This window comes from Serratia sp. CoH_122_TC_1, assembly GCF_058191755.1.
Map to the genome: position 1 here is coordinate 36,616 of NZ_JBXWLA010000017.1, position 18,081 is coordinate 54,696.

The 18,081-nt window shown below is 54.1% G+C and carries 14 protein-coding genes; 7 read left to right on the forward strand and 7 right to left on the reverse strand.

The window, feature by feature from the left end:
• Positions 1-30 precede the first annotated feature (30 nt).
• The gene (gene hda, locus AC2FC2_RS20305) at positions 31-732 is read right to left on the reverse strand and encodes a DnaA inactivator Hda (protein ID WP_037424480.1); all 702 of its coding nucleotides are present in this window, start codon (positions 730-732) and stop codon (positions 31-33) included.
• Between the two features lie 228 nt (positions 733-960).
• Here hda and AC2FC2_RS20310 point away from each other — a divergent pair, with 228 nt between their 5' ends.
• The gene (locus AC2FC2_RS20310) at positions 961-1,470 is read left to right on the forward strand and encodes an E3 ubiquitin--protein ligase (RefSeq protein WP_209638203.1); all 510 of its coding nucleotides are present in this window, start codon (positions 961-963) and stop codon (positions 1,468-1,470) included.
• A gap of 29 nt (positions 1,471-1,499) precedes the next feature.
• Positions 1,500-1,748 carry a GlsB/YeaQ/YmgE family stress response membrane protein gene (locus AC2FC2_RS20315; protein WP_004941647.1) on the forward strand — a complete coding sequence of 83 codons (249 nt, stop codon included), beginning with the start codon at positions 1,500-1,502 and terminating at the stop codon, positions 1,746-1,748.
• Positions 1,749-1,797: 49 nt separating this feature from the next.
• Here AC2FC2_RS20315 and uraA read toward each other — a convergent pair whose 3' ends face one another.
• Both uraA and upp read right to left on the reverse strand, forming a co-directional pair.
• Positions 1,798-3,090, reverse strand: coding sequence for a uracil permease (gene uraA / locus AC2FC2_RS20320; protein WP_490659792.1), 1,293 nt, complete (start codon positions 3,088-3,090; stop codon positions 1,798-1,800).
• Positions 3,091-3,283: 193 nt separating this feature from the next.
• Positions 3,284-3,910 carry a uracil phosphoribosyltransferase gene (gene upp / locus AC2FC2_RS20325; RefSeq protein WP_020828072.1) on the reverse strand — a complete coding sequence of 209 codons (627 nt, stop codon included), beginning with the start codon at positions 3,908-3,910 and terminating at the stop codon, positions 3,284-3,286.
• A 255-nt stretch (positions 3,911-4,165) separates the two neighbouring features.
• Between upp and purM the strand changes: the two genes are divergently transcribed.
• The 3 genes from purM (at position 4,166) to speG (ending at position 6,510) form a co-directional block, all read left to right on the forward strand.
• Positions 4,166-5,203, forward strand: coding sequence for a phosphoribosylformylglycinamidine cyclo-ligase (purM, locus tag AC2FC2_RS20330; RefSeq protein ID WP_265555424.1), 1,038 nt, complete (start codon positions 4,166-4,168; stop codon positions 5,201-5,203).
• Positions 5,203-5,841, forward strand: coding sequence for a phosphoribosylglycinamide formyltransferase (purN, locus tag AC2FC2_RS20335; protein WP_265555422.1), 639 nt, complete (start codon positions 5,203-5,205; stop codon positions 5,839-5,841). Before purM ends, purN begins: the two co-directional genes overlap by 1 nt.
• A 114-nt stretch (positions 5,842-5,955) precedes the next feature.
• A complete protein-coding gene (speG, locus tag AC2FC2_RS20340) occupies positions 5,956-6,510 on the forward strand; it encodes a spermidine N1-acetyltransferase (RefSeq protein ID WP_209638211.1) in 555 nt (184 codons plus the stop codon).
• A 240-nt stretch (positions 6,511-6,750) separates the two neighbouring features.
• Here the strand turns inward: speG and pstB are convergent, their stop codons facing one another.
• Genes pstB through AC2FC2_RS20355 form a run of 3 tightly spaced genes read right to left on the reverse strand, consistent with a single transcriptional unit; the run spans position 6,751 to position 11,415 of the window.
• Positions 6,751-7,563, reverse strand: coding sequence for a phosphate ABC transporter ATP-binding protein PstB (gene pstB, locus AC2FC2_RS20345; protein ID WP_209638213.1), 813 nt, complete (start codon positions 7,561-7,563; stop codon positions 6,751-6,753).
• Between the two features lie 28 nt (positions 7,564-7,591).
• On the reverse strand, positions 7,592-9,244 hold the full coding sequence (gene pstA / locus AC2FC2_RS20350; protein WP_265555420.1) for a phosphate ABC transporter permease PstA: 1,653 nt from the start codon (positions 9,242-9,244) through the stop codon (positions 7,592-7,594).
• Positions 9,241-11,415: an ABC transporter permease subunit gene (locus AC2FC2_RS20355; RefSeq protein WP_490659793.1), complete on the reverse strand. Its 2,175-nt coding sequence runs from the start codon at positions 11,413-11,415 to the stop codon at positions 9,241-9,243. Before AC2FC2_RS20355 ends, pstA begins: the two co-directional genes overlap by 4 nt.
• Positions 11,416-11,938: 523 nt before the next feature.
• Between AC2FC2_RS20355 and ppk1 the strand changes: the two genes are divergently transcribed.
• A complete protein-coding gene (gene ppk1, locus AC2FC2_RS20360; RefSeq protein ID WP_037424501.1) occupies positions 11,939-14,002 on the forward strand; it encodes a polyphosphate kinase 1 in 2,064 nt (687 codons plus the stop codon).
• A gap of 10 nt (positions 14,003-14,012) precedes the next feature.
• Positions 14,013-15,563 carry an exopolyphosphatase gene (ppx, locus tag AC2FC2_RS20365; RefSeq protein ID WP_037424503.1) on the forward strand — a complete coding sequence of 517 codons (1,551 nt, stop codon included), beginning with the start codon at positions 14,013-14,015 and terminating at the stop codon, positions 15,561-15,563.
• Positions 15,564-15,591: 28 nt separating this feature from the next.
• Here the strand turns inward: ppx and AC2FC2_RS20370 are convergent, their stop codons facing one another.
• Positions 15,592-17,811 (reverse strand): EAL domain-containing protein, encoded by a 2,220-nt coding sequence (locus tag AC2FC2_RS20370; RefSeq protein WP_490308248.1) that lies wholly within the window; start codon positions 17,809-17,811, stop codon positions 15,592-15,594.
• Between the last annotated feature and the right edge of the window lie 270 nt (positions 17,812-18,081).

The window sequence follows — 18,081 nt, forward strand, 5'->3', positions numbered from 1 at the left end:
TGTGGTGCCCTATTTAGCCCCATTGGCCGGTTAAAGCCCCAGGATCTCTTTCACAAACGGGATGGTCAACTTACGCTGTGCGGTGATCGACGCGTGATCGAGCTGATCCAATGTCATAAACAGTGTCCGCATTTCGCGATCCAACCGTTTCAGCAGAAAACGGCCGACGTCCTCCGGCAGTTCAAAACCGCGCAGTTTGCCACGCAATTGCAGAGCCAGCAGTTTCTCTTCATCCGACAGCGGCTGTAACTTGTAGATCTGACCCCAGTCCAACCGTGAAGCCAAATCAGGCAGATGGAGATTCAATTGCCGTGGCGGGCGATCGCCCGTGATAAACAGACGCGTGCGTCCGGTTTCCAGAATGCGGTTATAGAGGTTGAAGATGGCCATTTCCCACTCTTCATCGCCCGCGATACATTCGATATTATCGATGCACACCAAAGCCAGCTGCTCCATGCCATCCAAGACTTCTGGCACGAAATAAGCTCGCTTATCCAGCGGCACATAACCCACGGCTTCACCGCGTTGTGAAAGCTCCGCACAGGCTGCATGTAACAGGTGGCTACGCCCACCACCCTCGCGTGACCAGAAATAGATATAGCTGCCATGTTCCTGACGAACGGCGGACTGGATCGCGGCTAATAGGGATGGGTTCTCCCCCGGATAAAAACTGGCAAAAGTTTCATCATCGGGAAGATAAAGTGGCAGTGAAAGCTGTGCCGGCGTATTCAGAAAAGCACCTCAACCAAAACTGGCAGGAAAACGCGGTAAGTCTACCACAGAAAACAGGCTCTGTTGAATCGGCAGGATTTTATGCCGTAATAGTGAACAACGGCTCCGATAAAGCCCCGCGGACAGCTCGCCTGGACAGGCAGAATTTGTACTTTATCCAAGAGTTATCCTAGTATAGTGGGGCAAAATGCAATCGCCGTTAATAAGATTTCTACAAGGATATGGACAATGAAAGTATGGAATAAAGTGCTTTTGGCCTCAATCATTGGGCTATTGCTTGCCGGCTGTGATGATTCATCCAAAGTCGACGCCAATCTTGAAAAAGCCAAAGACAGCGCAGAGCAGATGAAAGACGCCGCACAGAAAAAAGCGGACGATCTGACCGACAAAGCCGCTGCGGTGGCCAAGGACATCAAGAAAGAGGCCGCCACGCAAGCCGATCAGCTTAAAGACAAGGCCTCTGCGATTAAAGATGATGCCGCCAAGCAGGCAGATGCCATCACCAACGATGCGAAAGCCAAGGCTGACGCACTCAAGGAAGATGCCAGCAAACAAAGCCAGCAGTTGGTCGATCAGGCTAAAACCATCAAGAACGATGCCATTAATGGTGCCAACGATTTGACCGAGCAGGCCAAAGCGAAAACCGAAGCCATTAAAAACAGCGCTGAAAATAAAGCTGAAGAATTAAAAGGTGATGTCGACTCTGCGGAAAAAACGCAGCCGGCTACCCAGCAATAACGCCTGATATCACAAAGAAGGAGCGGTAAATGGGGATTATTTCCTGGATTATCTTCGGCCTCATCGCTGGCATTTTAGCCAAGTGGATTATGCCGGGCAAAGACGGCGGCGGTTTTATTCTGACCGTCGTATTGGGGATCGTCGGCGCTGTGGTGGGGGGCTATATCAGCACCTTCTTCGGCTACGGCAAGGTTGACGGTTTTAACTTCGGCAGCTTCGTGGTCGCCGTCATTGGCGCCATCGTCGTGCTATTTGTTTACCGCAAAATCCGCAGCTAATGTCTTGCGTATTAACAAAACGGGCAGCCTATTGGCTGCCCGTTTTCTATTATGGCATCCGTTCAGCCGGCGCGTCCGGCGCGTCGATCACGTCCTCTTCCTTACGGTACAGGCTGATGACCTTGAACAACAAGCTGAGACCAATGCCGACAATGGTCGCCAGCGCCATGCCTTTCAACTCAGCGGCACCAATATGCACCTTGGCACCGCTGACGCCGATGATCAGAATCACCGAGGTCAGGATCAGGTTCTGCGCCTTGTTGTAATCCACTTTGGATTCAATCAGCACACGAATACCTGATGCACCAATCACGCCGTACAGCAGCAGGGAAACCCCACCCATCACCGGCACAGGTACAGCCTGAATGGCTGCCGCCAACTTGCCGACGCAGGACAGCAAAATGGCCAGAACCGCCGCACCGCCGATCACCCAGGTGCTATAAACCTTGGTGATGGCCATCACGCCGATATTCTCACCGTAGGTGGTGTTTGGCGTTGAACCGAAGAAGCCGGAGATTACCGTCGAGATGCCATTGGCAAACATTGAACGGTGCAGGCCAGGATCGCGGATCAAATCTTTCTTCACGATATTGGCCGTCACAACCAAGTGGCCAACGTGCTCAGCAATCACCACCAACGCCGCCGGCAGGATGGTAAAGATAGCAAACCACTCAAAACGCGGCGTATAGAACGTGGGCAGTGCGAACCAATGCGCCTCGCGGATCGGAGTCAAATCGACCACGCCCATGAAGAACGACAGCGCATACCCGACCAGCACGCCAATCAGGATGGGGATAATCGCCAGAAAACCGCGGAACAGCACGGACCCCAGGATTGTCACGCCAAGCGTCACCAAAGAAATGGTTATCGTGGTCGTGTCTGCGCTGACGCCATCGGCCGGCAGCAAACCTGCCATATTGGCCGCCACACCCGCCAGCTCCAACCCGATAACGGCAACAATCGCCCCCATCGCCGCTGGCGGGAAAATGACATCCAGCCAGCCGGTCCCGGCTTTTTTAACGATCAGCGCCACCAGGCAAAACAACACCCCGCACATGATGAAACCGCCCAGTGCGACCTCGTAGCCTAGCGGCAACAGCAGCAACACGGGGGAAATAAACGCGAAGCTGGAACCGAGATACGCCGGGATCTTGCCCTTACAGATAAACAGATACAGCAGCGTGCCGACGCCGTTAAACAACAGCACCGTCGCCGGGTTGATTTTGAACAGGATCGGCACCAACACGGTCGCACCAAACATGGCGAACAGATGTTGGAAACTGAGCGGAATAGTTTGCAGTAGCGGCGGGCGTTCGCTTACGCCTATCACACGACGGGTCATGGATGTTTTTCCTCTGCTATCCCCGTCATACTTGCCGCTGCCTCTGCGTTGGCTACGCTCAATCACCCGAATCACTTACCTAAGTAAGCTCATCGGGATTCTGTCGCTTGCCGCCTTGGTGCAACATCAATTATTTGGGGGATAGATATATTTTATGCAAAAAAAACCGACTGATTAAAGTCGGCTTATTTTTTTATTTAGTACCAAATATCTTGTCGCCCGCATCACCCAGGCCCGGCACGATGTACCCCTTCTCGTTCAGGCACTGATCGATGGAGGCCGTGTACAGCTCAACATCCGGGTGCGCTTTCTCCAGCGCGGCAATACCTTCAGGTGCAGCAACCAATACCAGCACCTTGATGCTGTTGCAGCCGGCTTTCTTCAGCAGATCGATAGTCGCGATCATCGAACCACCGGTCGCCAGCATAGGGTCGACAACCAGCGCCAAACGCTCTTCAATATTGGAAACCAGCTTTTGGAAATACGGTACCGGCTCCAGTGTTTCCTCGTCACGGTAAACACCCACCACGCTGATACGCGCACTTGGGACGTTTTCCAACACCCCTTCCATCATACCCAGACCGGCACGCAGGATAGGCACAACGGTAATTTTTTTCCCTTTAATCTGATCTATTTCAACCGGGCCACACCAGCCATCGATGGTCACCTTCTCCGTTTCCAGATCGGCGGTTGCTTCATAGGTCAGCAAACTACCGACTTCCGAAGCCAACTCACGGAAGCGTTTGGTGCTGATGTCATTTTCACGCATCAGGCCAAGCTTGTGTTTCACCAGCGGGTGTTTCACCTCAACGATCTTCATCATTTTTCTCCTATTAAGGTGGTTGACGGCCAAAAAAATCGCCGGATTATACCTCCTTTTGCCGACAGCGCCACCCACAATAGCCCGATCGGGATCAACAAAAGATTGAATAACAGTATAGATGACGAAAAAGCAGAGCTGCCTCACAAGCCACTCGCAAACGTTTGCCTGCGCTGTTAGAATTGCCGCGCCTTATTCCGGAATCAAAGCCGGAAGCACAGTTTTCAAATCGCAAACCGTCGTGGGGATCGCGCAGTGACCGACAAAACCTCTCTCAGCTATAAAGACGCAGGTGTCGATATCGATGCTGGCAATGCATTGGTAGACCGCATCAAAGGTGTAGTTAAACAGACCCGCCGCCCGGAAGTCATGGGTGGACTGGGCGGTTTTGGCGCCCTGTGTGCGTTGCCGCAGAAATACCGCGAGCCAATACTGGTTTCCGGTACCGACGGCGTAGGCACCAAGCTGCGTCTGGCGATGGACCTGAAACGACACGACACCATCGGCATCGATCTGGTCGCAATGTGTGTGAACGACCTGGTAGTACAGGGCGCCGAGCCGCTGTTCTTCCTGGATTATTTTGCCACCGGTAAACTGGACGTGGACACCGCGGCCAGCGTGATCACCGGCATCGCCGAAGGCTGTAAGCAGTCTGGCTGTGCGCTGGTGGGGGGTGAAACCGCCGAAATGCCGGGTATGTACCACGGTGAAGATTACGACGTGGCCGGCTTCTGCGTTGGCGTAGTCGAAAAATCCGAGATTATCGACGGCAGCAAAGTGCAGTCCGGCGATGCCTTGATCGCCCTGGGCGCTTCCGGCCCGCACTCCAATGGCTACTCGCTGGTGCGCAAAATCCTGGAAGTCAGCAACACCGACCCAAGCACCACAGATCTGGACGGCAAACCGCTGGCTGACCATCTGCTGGCACCGACCAAGATTTATGTGAAATCCGTGCTGGAACTGATCGAGAAAATCGACGTGCACGCTATCGCCCACCTGACCGGCGGCGGTTTCTGGGAAAACATCCCACGCGTGCTGCCAGAAGGCATGCAGGCCGTGATCGACGAATCCAGCTGGCAATGGCCGGCAGTATTTAACTGGTTGCAGCAAACCGGCAATGTCAGCCGTCACGAAATGTACCGCACCTTTAACTGTGGCGTGGGTATGGTGATTGCACTGCCAGAAGCGTCCGTTGAATCTGCTATCGCTTTGTTGACCGCAGCCGGTGAAAAAGCCTGGAAGATAGGTACACTGACCGCTTCTTCTGACGAACAACAAGTGGTCATCAACTGATGAAAAAGATCGTGGTGTTGGTCTCTGGCCAGGGGAGCAATCTCCAGGTACTGATTGACGCCTGCCAACAGGGCCGGATTGCCGCCGACATCGTGGCGGTATTCAGCAATCGGGCGCAGGCTTACGGCCTGCAACGTGCAGAGGCGGCAGGTATTGCCGCCCATGCGCTGGATGCCAAAGCCTTTGCCGACCGTGCAGCGTTCGACGCCGCATTGGCAGAGGCTATCGACCAATACCAGCCCGATCTGGTGGTGCTGGCCGGTTATATGCGCATCCTCAGCCCAGCGTTCGTGCAGCACTATGCCGGGCGTATGCTGAACATCCACCCTTCTCTGCTGCCTAAATACCCGGGATTGCATACCCACCGGCAAGCCATAGATAACGGTGACAGCGAACACGGCACCTCAGTGCATTTCGTGACCGAACAGCTCGACGGCGGCCCGGTAATCCTGCAAGCCAAAGTGCCCATCTTCCCCGGTGACGAGGAAGATGAGGTGGTTGAGCGGGTGCAAGCTCAGGAACACACTATTTATCCGCTGGTGGTAAATTGGTTTGTTGAGGGCCGCTTGGCAATGCGCGATAACGCCGCTTGGCTGGATGGCGAACGCCTGCCTGAACAGGGCCATGCCGCCGATTAAAACGGCGCAGTCTGAACATTGCCTAAACGGTGCCCATGCGGCACCGTTTTTTTTCGCCGGCATTCATTCTCTGACGTTATACTTTGCACAATTTCACGACATAGAGGAACCCCCATGTCCAGCACTACCAACGTCAAACTACGCCCACTGGAACGGGATGATTTGGCGTTCGTCCACCAGATGGACAACAATGCCAGCGTGATGCGCTATTGGTTTGAAGAACCTTACGAAGCCTTTGTCGAGCTTTCCGATCTCTACGACAAACACATCCACGATCAGAGCGAACGCCGCTTTATCATCGCCCACGAAGGCGCCAAGGTCGGGCTGGTGGAACTGGTGGAGATCGATCACATCCACCGCCGCGCGGAATTCCAGATCATTATTGATCCGACTCATCAGGGCAAAGGCTACGCTACGATCGCCGCCAAACTGGCGATGGAGTACGGTTTCTCGGTACTGAACCTGTACAAGCTGTACCTGATCGTCGACAAAGAAAACCCGAAGGCGATCCACATCTACAGTAAGCTGGGCTTTGAAGTCGAAGGCGAGCTGATTGACGAATTCTTCGTTAACGGCGAATACCGGACCGTGCTGCGCATGTGCATCTTCCAGCCGCAGTACCTGGCAAAGTTCAAAACACCCGCCAGCGATAAACCTCTGGTGAAGTGAGAGCCGTTGGCGTAGCCAACCGTCTGAGTGGGCAAAGGCGCGGGATTGCAAGGGACCCCGCCCTGGGTCCCTTGCTCGGTCGAGGCGCATAAGCCTCATGGTGCTTTGTGCGTTTATCGACCGAAAAGAACATTGAACTCGCTAAAAAAACACCTTAAGTGACCAGCATTACGTGAAAGCGGTTTTTTTAGATAATGGCGTATAGATTCTATTTCACTGTCAGAGAGGAATGATACGCCCTCAACCATAACGCCCAGTAATATAATCCTCGGTACGCCGCTGACGCGGTGAGGTGAAGATGTCGTCGGTGTCGTTATATTCCACCAGCCGGCCCTGATGAATAAACGCCGTATAGTCGGATACCCGTGCCGCCTGCTGCATGTTGTGTGTCACCAACACCACGCTGTACTGCTGTTTCAGCGCGGAAATCAGCTCTTCGATTGTCAGGGTCGAGATCGGATCCAGCGCCGACGTGGGCTCATCGAGCAGCAACACCTCAGGTTCAATCGCTATCGCCCGTGCAATCACCAATCTCTGCTGCTGGCCGCTAGAAAGACGAAATGCGTTCTCACGCAGTCGGTCTTTCACCTCATGCCACAGCGCCGCTGCACGCAACGAACGCTCAACCGCCTCATCCAGGATCCGTCGGTCACGCACACCTTGCAGACGCAAGCCGTAAACCACATTTTCATAAATCGACTTCGGGAACGGGTTCGGCCGCTGAAACACCATACCCACTCGGCGCCTTAACGCCGCAACGTCGATTTGCGATCCATAAATACCCTGGCCATTAAGCTGTACGTCGCCCTCAATGCGGCAATTATCCACCAAATCATTCATACGATTGAAGCAGCGTAACAGCGTTGATTTACCGCAACCCGACGGGCCAATCAGCGCCGTCACCCGGTGTTTGGGAATACGCAGAGAAATATCATGCAGCACCTGCTTTTCACCATAAAACAGGTTGAGATCCTTTACCGCCAACGCGGTATGTTCATCATCAAGATGCTGGACATCCAGCCGGGGCAAACTGCCTGGCGTCATCAAACCCATTACGCACTCCCCAAGAATAACGTCATTATTACTGCGACCATGCTCTGTACCGCTCCCTTAGCGAGTGTCGGATGCCCATCGCCGCCAAATTCAACCCTACCACAATCACCACCAGCAGGAAGGCGGTGGCAAACACCAAAGGACGGGCCGCTTCCACGCTTGGGCTCTGGAAAGCCATATCGTAAATTTGGAAACTCAGATGCATAAACTTCCGCTCCAGGTGCAGATACGGGAAAATGTCATCCACCGGTAGCACAGGGACGGATTTCACTACGCCAACCAGCATCAGCGGTGCCGTCTCTCCGGCTGCGCGCGCCACCGCCAGGATCAACCCCGTCATCATTGCTGGCGCAGCCATTGGCAAAACAATGCGCCACAGCGTTTCCGCCCGGCTGGCTCCCAGCGCCAACGAGCCCTGACGCAGTGAGGCTGGAATACGCGACAGCCCCTCTTCAGTGGCAACAATCACCACCGGCAACGTCAGCAACGCCAAGGTCAACGCCGCCCACAATACGCCCGGCGTACCAAAGGTTGGGTTAGGCAGCGATTCCGGGAAGAACAGCTGATCTAGGCTGCCGCCAATCATATAAACAAAGAAACCAAGGCCAAATACGCCGTAAACGATCGACGGCACACCGGCCAGATTAACGACCGCGATGCGTATCAGACGCGTCAGCACGTTATTACCCGCGTACTCGTGCAAGTAGACGGCGGCGATCACACCAAACGGCATCACCACAATCGACATCAGAATCACCATCAGCACCGTGCCAAAAATAGCCGGGAATACGCCCCCTTCGGTATTGGCTTCACGCGGGCTATCGCTAAGGAACTTCTTCACCTGCTCACCCCAATGCACCAGCTTTTGCGTGGTGTTCATCGCATTGGGATACCAGGCATCACGCACCTGACTAAGCGCAATGGTGTGAGTCTGGCCGTGCATATCACGCAACAACAACGCATCACGGTGGCGATCGCGGTTCAATCCGTCCAACCGGTCAGACAGCACGCGATACTGGCGTTGTAACTCCAGTCTTTCAGCATTGATGGAAGCCTGAGCACGCGCGCTCAACTGTTCGCCGTGCTGCAAGCTTTTCTCGCGCAGGCGCAACGCGTCAAACCGTTGGTTGATGCGCGCCATATCGCGGAACTGAATATCATGTGCCTGGCGTGAAAGCGCAGCAATTTGCGGCAAACGCTGTAACAGCGCTTGGCTGAGGTTACGCCCGGTCAAGGGTTGACCGTCCTGTAGCATACCGGCCAAATAGCCATAGGCTGTGCCGTTGCTGTTGCGCTCCAGCACCAGTAAATCGCGCGGCGTGCTTTGACGACGAATATCGCCAGCCAGCAGCGTGCGGAAATCCTGCCCTTCACTCTCGCGATTGCCTACCTTGATCAGATAACGTTCAAAGCTCGGCGCATTTCCTGGCGGTAATTCAACGCCAGACTCCTGCAATTGGCGGCGCGGAATGCTCTGTTGCTGGTACAACTCACCGATCATCGTCACCGGTCCGGCAGCGCTTTGGTTGAGTTCAAATTGGTAGACAGGGCTGGGCCAGAAATAACGCATACCCTGCCCAGCCAGCAGCAGCAGAATACCGATCAACGCTAACAGACTGACGGCGACCGAACCGGCGGTCAGCCAGATCCACGGTGAACCGCTCTTCGCCCAACGTCTCATGGCGCCTCCTGGTTCAAGGTATAACGTTCACGCAAACGCAGACGAATGGCTTCCGCCAGCGTGTTGAAGACAAAGGTGAAAATGAAGAGCACCAGCGCAGTCAGGAACAGTACGCGATAATGGCTGCTACCGGCAACGGCCTCTGGCATCTCAATGGCGATATTGGCGGCCAAAGCGCGCAAGCCCTGGAACAGGCTGCCGTCGATAACCGGTGTATTTCCGGTCGCCATCAGCACAATCATGGTTTCGCCTACCGCCCGGCCAAAGCCAATCATCAGCGCCGAGAAAATACCGGCGCTGGCAGAAGGTAAAACCACTCGCATCACGGTTTGCCATTGCGTTGCCCCCAAGGCCAACGATCCCTGGCTCAAGGTTGCCGGCACGCTGAACAAGGCATCCTCAGCCAGAGAGAAGATAATCGGCACCAGCGCAAAGCCCATCGCCACGCCGACCACCAGCGTATTACGCTGGTCATAATCATCACCCAGCCAAAAATGCAGCGGTTCGCCGAACAGTTTCACCTCCAGCCAAGGCCCAAGGGTGAACGCCAACCAAACGGTGAGGGCTATCAGCGGTAATAGGATCAGCAGGTCAACCCCCGGCGGCAGACGACGCGATGCCAAGCGGTTCACCAGCGCCCCGCTCGCCAGAACGACCCCGGCCAGCAACAGCGGCAACGACAAGACCGCCAGTAAATAGTGTTCGATCACCGGGGCCAGCCAAATACCGGCCACCAGCCCGATCACTACCGTCGGTAAGGCGCCCATGACCTCAATCGCCGGTTTGATCACCCGCCGCAACCCGGCGGACATGAAATAGGCCGTATAAATTGCCCCGGCCAACGCCAGTGGAATGGCAAACAGCATGGCGTAGGCCGCGGCTTTGAATGTACCGAAAATGACCGGAATCAGGCTGAACTTGGCCTGGTAGCTGTCCTCGCCAGAGGTTGACTGCCAAACGTAAGCCGGTTCGGGGTAATTCTCGTACCACACCTTGTGCCACAGTGAGCGCCAGGTGACATCGGGATAAGGGTTATCGATCGCATAGTGTTGCCAGCCCTGTGCCGTTTCCAACAGCAGGCCATCACCGCGTGGGGCGAATGCCATCTGCTGTACCCCAGCGGCGAGTCTGCCATTCAGCAATGGCTGTGGTTGGATACTGGAAAATAACGAGAAGCCACCGTCGGGCCTCAGCGTAGCAAACACCCGGCGATACGGTTCAGCCACCAGTAAATCCTGTGGTTCGGACTGATGGTCGAAATGTTGAACTGGCGTCAACTGCCAGCGCTGATCTTTTTCAACATCAAACCATTCACGCATAACGCCATTGGCCGCTTCAATCAATAACGCACTGCCGCCGGGCAACGCCGTCAGTTGATAAGGGGGATGATCGCCGAGAATACGGCTCTCTTTTAGCTGTAACTGGGTATCGTTTATTTGATAGCGGGCCAGCCGATTACCTGCCAGCAGGTACAGTTGACGGCCGTCCGGCGTTAATACCAACTGCTGCACCGCGCTATTAAGCGGGTGTTCACTCAGTTGTGGGGGTTGATCGTGGCTAAAACGGCCAAACACCAAACGGCGATCGGCGGTGATCCCAGCCAGCAAATACTGCCCATGCCGCGCCTGGGACAGTGTCAACAAGGCCAACGGCTGCCCCTGTTTGTCCAGCGTTAACGGCCGTTGTCCAAGCGGGAATAACCACTGCGGTAACGACGTACCTGCAGCGGCAAAATCCGCGCTGGCGACAATAAATCGACCGTCGGCCTGCGCCAAAGCAAACAAATCACGCTCGCCAGCCGCCTGGGTCAACAGCACCGGTTTGCTCAGCAACGGTTGTTGCGTCAACGGCGCACCCGCTTTAGTACCTTCTTGGGACGCTAAGCGGTAAAACTGCCCCGCCCCCTGGTCGTCAATGCGATAACCGATGCGCTGCTGCACATCCATACCCAGCGCCAACGCCGGTGCAGCTGCACTGAACGGCAACGGCTTTGCCTGGCCCATCGCCGCCGGTTTAAACAACGGGAGCACCGCAAACAGCAGGTAAACGAAGATCAGCATCAACGTCATCAGCACCAGCAACCCGCTGACGGTGACCGCCGCCTGCACGCTACGGTCGATGCGCGCTCGCAGGCGATCCCGGGGATGTTGGTTTACCGTAGTCTGTGCCATGTCTCTCGCTATCGCTGATATAAGCAGGCTTGCGCCATAGAATAACCGGGCATCTTATGTCAGTTTTATGACGTTTGCATGACAAAGTTACCCAGAGCACTCATCGAATTTTACGCTGCAATACTCATCATTCATCACATATGTTGCTGAAAAATGATGGCAATACCGATCACATACATAAATATAAAGCACAATAATCACAACTTTATGCTACGCAAACAGCCCCTTCCGCGCTGATGCCACAGTAAATATTTTTACGTATTAAAATGCCTCACGCCAACGTAATGGATATGTTGGACTTTCCTGTCAATCTCTCGCAATAATGATGCAAGATAGTAGGCTGTGTCCCGCAATGGGTCATGGCGCCGTCGCAGTCCCAAAGCCCGCAGTCAAGGCCTGGGGGCTGGGTATAGCGAACCTAGGTTCAAGCCCGACCACGCAGCGCTCGGGCTTTAGGGACGCGACCTGAAGCGGCATCCGGGCTAGGTCCCGGATCCTTTTCTAAAATTGAACTGGAGTGGCAATGGGTCAGGAAAAGCTCTACATCGAAAAAGAATTAAGCTGGTTATCCTTTAATGAACGCGTGTTGCAGGAAGCCGCAGATAAGAGCAATCCCCTGATTGAGCGCATGCGTTTTCTGGGCATTTACTCCAATAACCTTGATGAATTCTATAAAGTCCGTTTTGCCGATCTCAAACGACGCATTCTGATCAGCGAAGAACAGGGTTCTGGCGGCACCTCTCGCCATTTGCTGAAAAAGATCCAGGCCAAGGTATTAAAAACCGATCAAGAGTTCGACAGCCTCTATAACGATTTACTGCTGGAAATGGCGCGTAATCAAATCTTCCTGATCAACGAACGCCAGGTGTCAGAGAACCAGCAGATTTGGCTGCGACAATACTTCAAACAGCATCTGCGCCAACACATCACGCCTATCCTGATCAACCACGAAACCAATCTGGTGCAGTTCCTGAAAGACGATTACACCTATTTGGCCGTTGAGATCATCCGCGGTACGCGCATCGATTACGCGCTGCTGGAGATCCCGTCCGACAAGGTGCCGCGCTTCGTCAACCTGCCACCGGAAGCTCCGCGTCGCCGCAAACCGATGATCCTGTTGGATAACATCCTGCGTTATTGCCTCGACGATATCTTTAAGGGCTTCTTCGACTACGATGCGCTCAATGCCTATTCCATGAAAATGACCCGTGACGCGGAATACGATCTGGTCACAGAAATGGAATCCAGCCTGCTGGAACTGATGTCTTCCAGCCTGAAGCAGCGTCTAACCGCCGAACCGGTGCGTTTTGTTTATCAGCGTGATATGCCAAATGAAATGGTGGAACTGCTACGCGGTAAACTTGGCATCTCCAACTACGATTCGGTGATTGCCGGCGGCCGCTATCACAATTTCAAAGATTTTATCGGCTTCCCTAACGTCGGTAAGGCCAACCTGGTCAACAAACCGCTGCCTCGCCTGCGCCATATTTGGTTCGATAAGTTCCGCAACGGCTTTGACGCCATCCGCGAACAAGACGTGTTGCTTTACTACCCATACCACACTTTTGAGCATGTGCTGGAACTGCTGCGCCAGGCGTCCTTCGACCCCAGCGTGCTGGCGATCAAAATCAATATTTATCGCGTAGCAAAAGACTCCCGCATCATCGAGTCGATGATCCACGCAGCCCACAACGGCAAGAAAGTCACGGTGGTGGTTGAGCTACAGGCGCGCTTTGATGAAGAGGCCAACATCCACTGGGCTAAGCGTCTCACGGAAGCTGGCGTGCACGTTATCTTCTCGGCGCCGGGGCTGAAAATCCACGCCAAGTTGTTCCTGATCTCGCGCCGTGAAGGCGATGAGATTGTGCGCTATGCTCATATCGGGACCGGTAACTTTAACGAGAAAACCGCGCGTATTTATACCGACTATTCGTTGCTGACCGCCGACTCACGCATCACCAATGAGGTGCGTCGCGTGTTCAACTTTATCGAAAACCCATATCGACCGGTCACGTTCGACAACCTGATGGTGTCGCCGCAGAACTCGCGCTTGAAGCTGTATGAGTTGATCGACCAGGAAATTGCCAACGCTCAGGCGGGGCATCCGGCTGGCATTATGCTGAAAATCAACAATCTGGTGGATAAAGGGTTGGTAGATCGGTTATATACCGCCTCCGGCGCCGGTGTAAAAATCCGCCTGTTGGTGCGAGGGATGTGTTCTTTGATTCCCAACCTGCCGGGGATCAGTGACAATATTCAGATAATCAGCATCGTCGACCGTTATCTGGAACACGATCGGGTTTACGTTTTCGAAAACAAAGGTGACAAACTGGTTTATCTGTCTTCCGCAGACTGGATGACCCGTAACATAGATTACCGCATCGAAGTCGCGGTCTCGCTGCTGGATCCAACGCTGAAACAACGGGTTCTGGATATTCTTGAAATCCTGTTCAGCGACACGGTCAAGGCGCGTTACCTCGATAAAGAACTGAGCAACCAGTACGTACCGCGCGGCAATCGCCGTAAAGTCCGTTCTCAGGTTGCCATTTATGAGTATTTAAAAGCTCTGGAACAACCAGGACAGTAGGCCAGCAACTATGCCGCTAAAAAGCACAGCAACGAACAAACCGCAGGAAATCGCTGCCATCGATCTCGGGTCGAACAGTTTCCACATGGTGATTGCCCGCGTCGTCAACGGCGCCTTACAGGTATTAGGCCGTTTAAAGCAGCGGGTACACCTCGCCGATGGATTGGACAGCAACAATGTGCTCAGTGAAGAGGCAATAGAACGTGGCCTGGCCTGTCTGGCGCTGTTTGCCGAACGGCTTCAGGGCTTCCCGGCGGATAACGTTACGATCGTCGGTACCCATACATTACGCCAGGCCGTAAACGCAGAGGTCTTCCTCAAGCGCGCGGCCAAAGTCATCCCTTACCCCATTGAAATCATCGCCGGGCAGGAAGAAGCACGTCTGATCTTTATGGGCGTGGAACATACCCAGCCGGAAAAAGGCCGCAAGTTGGTGATCGATATCGGCGGCGGTTCCACCGAGCTGGTGATCGGCGAAGACTTTGAGCCCCTGCTGGCAGAAAGCCGCCGCATGGGTTGCGTCAGTTTCGCCCAGCAGTTTTTCCCTGGCGGGGAAATCAGCAAAAACAACTTTAAACGTGCACGCCTCGCAGCAGCGCAGAAACTGGAAACCCTGGCCTGGCAATACCGCATTCAGGGCTGGCAGTATGCGCTAGGCGCGTCCGGCACCATCAAAGCGGCACACGAAGTGCTGGTGGAAATGGGTGAAAAAGACGGTCTGATTACGCTTGAAAGGCTGGAGATGTTAGCGGAACAGGTGCTGCAGTTTAAAAACTTCAGTGCACTGAGCCTGCCGGGGCTGTCAGAAGACCGTCAGTCGGTATTTGTTCCAGGTTTGGCTATCCTGTGTGGCGTATTCGATGCGCTGGCAATCCGCGATCTGCGTCTTTCCGACGGTGCTCTGCGTGAAGGCGTCCTGTACGAGATGGAAGGCCGTTTCCGCCATCAAGATATTCGCAGCCGCACCGCCAAGAGCCTGGCCGATCACTACAATATCGACCGTGAACAAGCCAAGCGGGTGCTGGAAACCACGGAACTGTTGTACGCACAGTGGATGGCGCAAAACACCAAGCTGGCGAACCCGCAGTTGGAAGCCCTGTTGAAGTGGGCCGCCATGCTGCATGAAGTAGGCTTAAGCATCAATCACAGTGGGATGCACCGCCACTCGGCCTATATTCTGCAAAACACCAACTTGCCTGGCTTTAACCAAGAGCAGCAGTTGTTGCTGGCTGCATTGGTCCGCTTCCACCGTAAAGGCATTAAGCTGGAAGAACTGCCACGCCTGAACCTGTTCAAGAAAAAACATTACCTGCCGCTGATCCAACTGTTGCGTCTGAGTACCCTGCTCAACAATCAACGTCAGTCGACCACTACCCCAGAAACGTTGCGTCTGAGCACTGACGACAACCACTGGACACTGCGTTTCCCTGCGGGCTACCTGGCGCAAAACAGTCTGGTGCAACTGGACTTTGAACGTGAACAGGCCTACTGGAACGACGTCGTGGGTTGGAAACTGATTTGCGAAGAAGAAGGCTCTCAGGACGAGCAGCGCTCAGCCTAAAGCTATCGCCCCCGCTTGGGGGCGATAATCAAGGTTGTGCCGGCAGCAGTGCCGTGAGCGGCTGAGGTTCACTGATAAAATAGCCCTGCATATAATCCACGCCAGCGCCCTTGAGCGCCGCCCACTGTTCCGCGCTTTCAACATACTCCGCCACAATGACCAATCGCTTCATCCGTGCGACCTTGCAAATCGACATGATTACCTGGAAATCCACCGGATTGGTCAGCATATCGCGAACAAAACTCCCGTCTATTTTCAGCATATCCACCGGCAGTATCTTGAGCCGATCGTAGCTGGCATAGCCCGTGCCAAAATCATCTAACGCTATACGGCACCCCATTTCACGTAATACCTGTAAATTGGTACCGGCGTAGTCGGTATCCTGCAGCAAATGCGACTCAGTCACTTCCAGTGTCAGTTGATAGGGTTCAATCCGGTACTGCTTCAGCAAATTCTGCACGTCATGGCACAGCATGGGCCTGCACAGCGAAGAGGGGGACACATTGATCGCAAAGCGTACGCTGGGCAGTTCGGTACGGTGCTTGTCCATAAATTTTAACGTATTGCGCAGTACCCACATGTCCAGCCGATAGGACAGACCGAACTCATGCACCACCGGTAAAAAGTCGTTCGGTGAGATGATCGCCCCCTGATCATCACGCATACGTAACAGAATCTCGTGGTACCTATCGCCGCGCAGACCCAGGATCGGCTGCGCCATCAGGATAAACCCATCACTATCCAGCGAACTCTGCACCCCATGCAGCAACGCCACCTTGCGTTTGATTTCGTCCTGTATCAAATGACCACCATTGTGTGCGCTCTCCGGCTTGCCACTGGTCAGCGAGACTTCGGCCAACGAGCTGAGTTCCCCCAGCAGAAGATACAGATGCTCAAAATCGGCAATCACACTGCAGTACCCGAGTCCCAACGGCGGATGGATTGGCAACCCATTCCAAACCAATCGGAATTTTTCCAACCCGCGGTAAATCTCAGCGACCTTTTCTTCACTGTTACTGCCGTCCACTCGCAACAACAGGTCATAGCCCGGCAAATGGTAAACCCCCTCGCCCGGCGCCAAGATTTGGTGTAAAAGCGCGGCCAACTGCTGCTTAAAACGAATGCGCAACTGCATGCCGTAATTACGGCTTAACAAGTCCAACTCACTCACGCGCAGAAAGCACAACGTCGAAGGCGGTGATTGGGCCAGATCCCGTTTAAGGGCGCGCAGATTGGGCAATCCAATCACCGGGTCCTGCAGCGCGGCGTTTTGCGCCCTGGCATGACTCAACCGTTGGCGAGTATTGAGCGCAGACATCAAGAAAATGCATAAGGTAAACACCACCATCATCGAAGAAATAACGGCAAGGTTATGCAACAGGTTTTCGTGCTGGGCATAGTCGGGATGATGGGAAAGCAACACCAAAAGCGTGGACGACCAAATGATGCAATTGAATTGGTAGCCAAAACGCATTGCGCCATACAGCATCACCGGCAGCAGTAATATCAGACCGTAGCCCCCCAACAACAGAGGATTGGCATCTTTTGCATGATAAGACAGCAATATGACCATTGCGCACAGGATCAAAAACCACAGCGCCAGCTCTTTTTTATCGACGTCTGGAGCCATTTCACGGCCAACGCGCCGCCAAAGTCTTAACATGAACCCGGGCTTTTTCAGCAGGCGCAACATAAAGTAGAACAGTGGCACCGCGGAAAGGCACCCTAATAACAACGCCTGGAAATTAACCAACGCGAGCAGATAGCCATTATCACCCGGCATCATTCCCAGCTCGTCAGGCAATTGTTTTAACCCCACCAACAGCTTCAATCCGAGAATAAACAGCAGCGCCGGCAACACGATCAGCCAGACAAGCCTTGCCTTGACCAACCTGGGCACGCCGGGGGCCGCACACCAGCGACGCTGGGTTTGGTTGCGATACCCCAGCCAACATAGGCTTAGACATAACAGGTATAACGCCGTGAGCAGCACGCCGCTTTCCAGGCCAAGTCGGCAGCCGTAACGCAGTAAAATGGCAAGAGCAATTCCCGGCAACGCCCGCCAGTCATAAACCATCAACAACGCAATACAGGCTGCCAGCGGCAGGTAGAGCAGATAAACCTTGCTCTCGGGTAACATGATGCGGGGGGAGAGCCAACCGGCGAACGGGATCAACAACAAGCTCCAGATCAGGGGGTATCCCCACCAGCGCTCACGCAAATGTTTCCAAAATGTCGGTTCAACCATAAAAATAATGAGTCCTTCAGAGCGCAATTCCATTCACGCGTTCAGGTGGTAAGGCAGGTTCCTTTTCATACCTCTATCCATTCATGAGGCAAACTGAAAGTACCATATGCGACAGGGGAACGGGGGGGAATTTTATGCACGAGGGCCGTCTCAGGCTTGACGCCGATCAACCAAGGAGGAAAAGTTGGGTAAAAATATGTCAGCCATTTTTTGTCATCTCTTAACATGCTGATCCCACAGATAAACTCAAACCCAAGCTAAACACCGGTC

What these genes read in the sequence shown, in the direction of transcription:
- AC2FC2_RS20370 (WP_490308248.1), bottom strand. Translation starts at nt 17,811, where the DNA reads ATGGTTGAACCGACATTTTGGAAACATTTGCGTGAGCGCTGGTGGGGA.
- pstA (WP_265555420.1), bottom strand. Translation starts at nt 9,244, where the DNA reads ATGAGACGTTGGGCGAAGAGCGGTTCACCGTGGATCTGGCTGACCGCC.
- AC2FC2_RS20355 (WP_490659793.1), bottom strand. Translation starts at nt 11,415, where the DNA reads ATGGCACAGACTACGGTAAACCAACATCCCCGGGATCGCCTGCGAGCG.
- purN (WP_265555422.1), top strand. Translation starts at nt 5,203, where the DNA reads ATGAAAAAGATCGTGGTGTTGGTCTCTGGCCAGGGGAGCAATCTCCAG.
- uraA (WP_490659792.1), bottom strand. Translation starts at nt 3,090, where the DNA reads ATGACCCGTCGTGTGATAGGCGTAAGCGAACGCCCGCCGCTACTGCAA.
- ppk1 (WP_037424501.1), top strand. Translation starts at nt 11,939, where the DNA reads ATGGGTCAGGAAAAGCTCTACATCGAAAAAGAATTAAGCTGGTTATCC.
- AC2FC2_RS20315 (WP_004941647.1), top strand. Translation starts at nt 1,500, where the DNA reads ATGGGGATTATTTCCTGGATTATCTTCGGCCTCATCGCTGGCATTTTA.
- upp (WP_020828072.1), bottom strand. Translation starts at nt 3,910, where the DNA reads ATGAAGATCGTTGAGGTGAAACACCCGCTGGTGAAACACAAGCTTGGC.
- ppx (WP_037424503.1), top strand. Translation starts at nt 14,013, where the DNA reads ATGCCGCTAAAAAGCACAGCAACGAACAAACCGCAGGAAATCGCTGCC.
- pstB (WP_209638213.1), bottom strand. Translation starts at nt 7,563, where the DNA reads ATGGGTTTGATGACGCCAGGCAGTTTGCCCCGGCTGGATGTCCAGCAT.
- speG (WP_209638211.1), top strand. Translation starts at nt 5,956, where the DNA reads ATGTCCAGCACTACCAACGTCAAACTACGCCCACTGGAACGGGATGAT.
- AC2FC2_RS20310 (WP_209638203.1), top strand. Translation starts at nt 961, where the DNA reads ATGAAAGTATGGAATAAAGTGCTTTTGGCCTCAATCATTGGGCTATTG.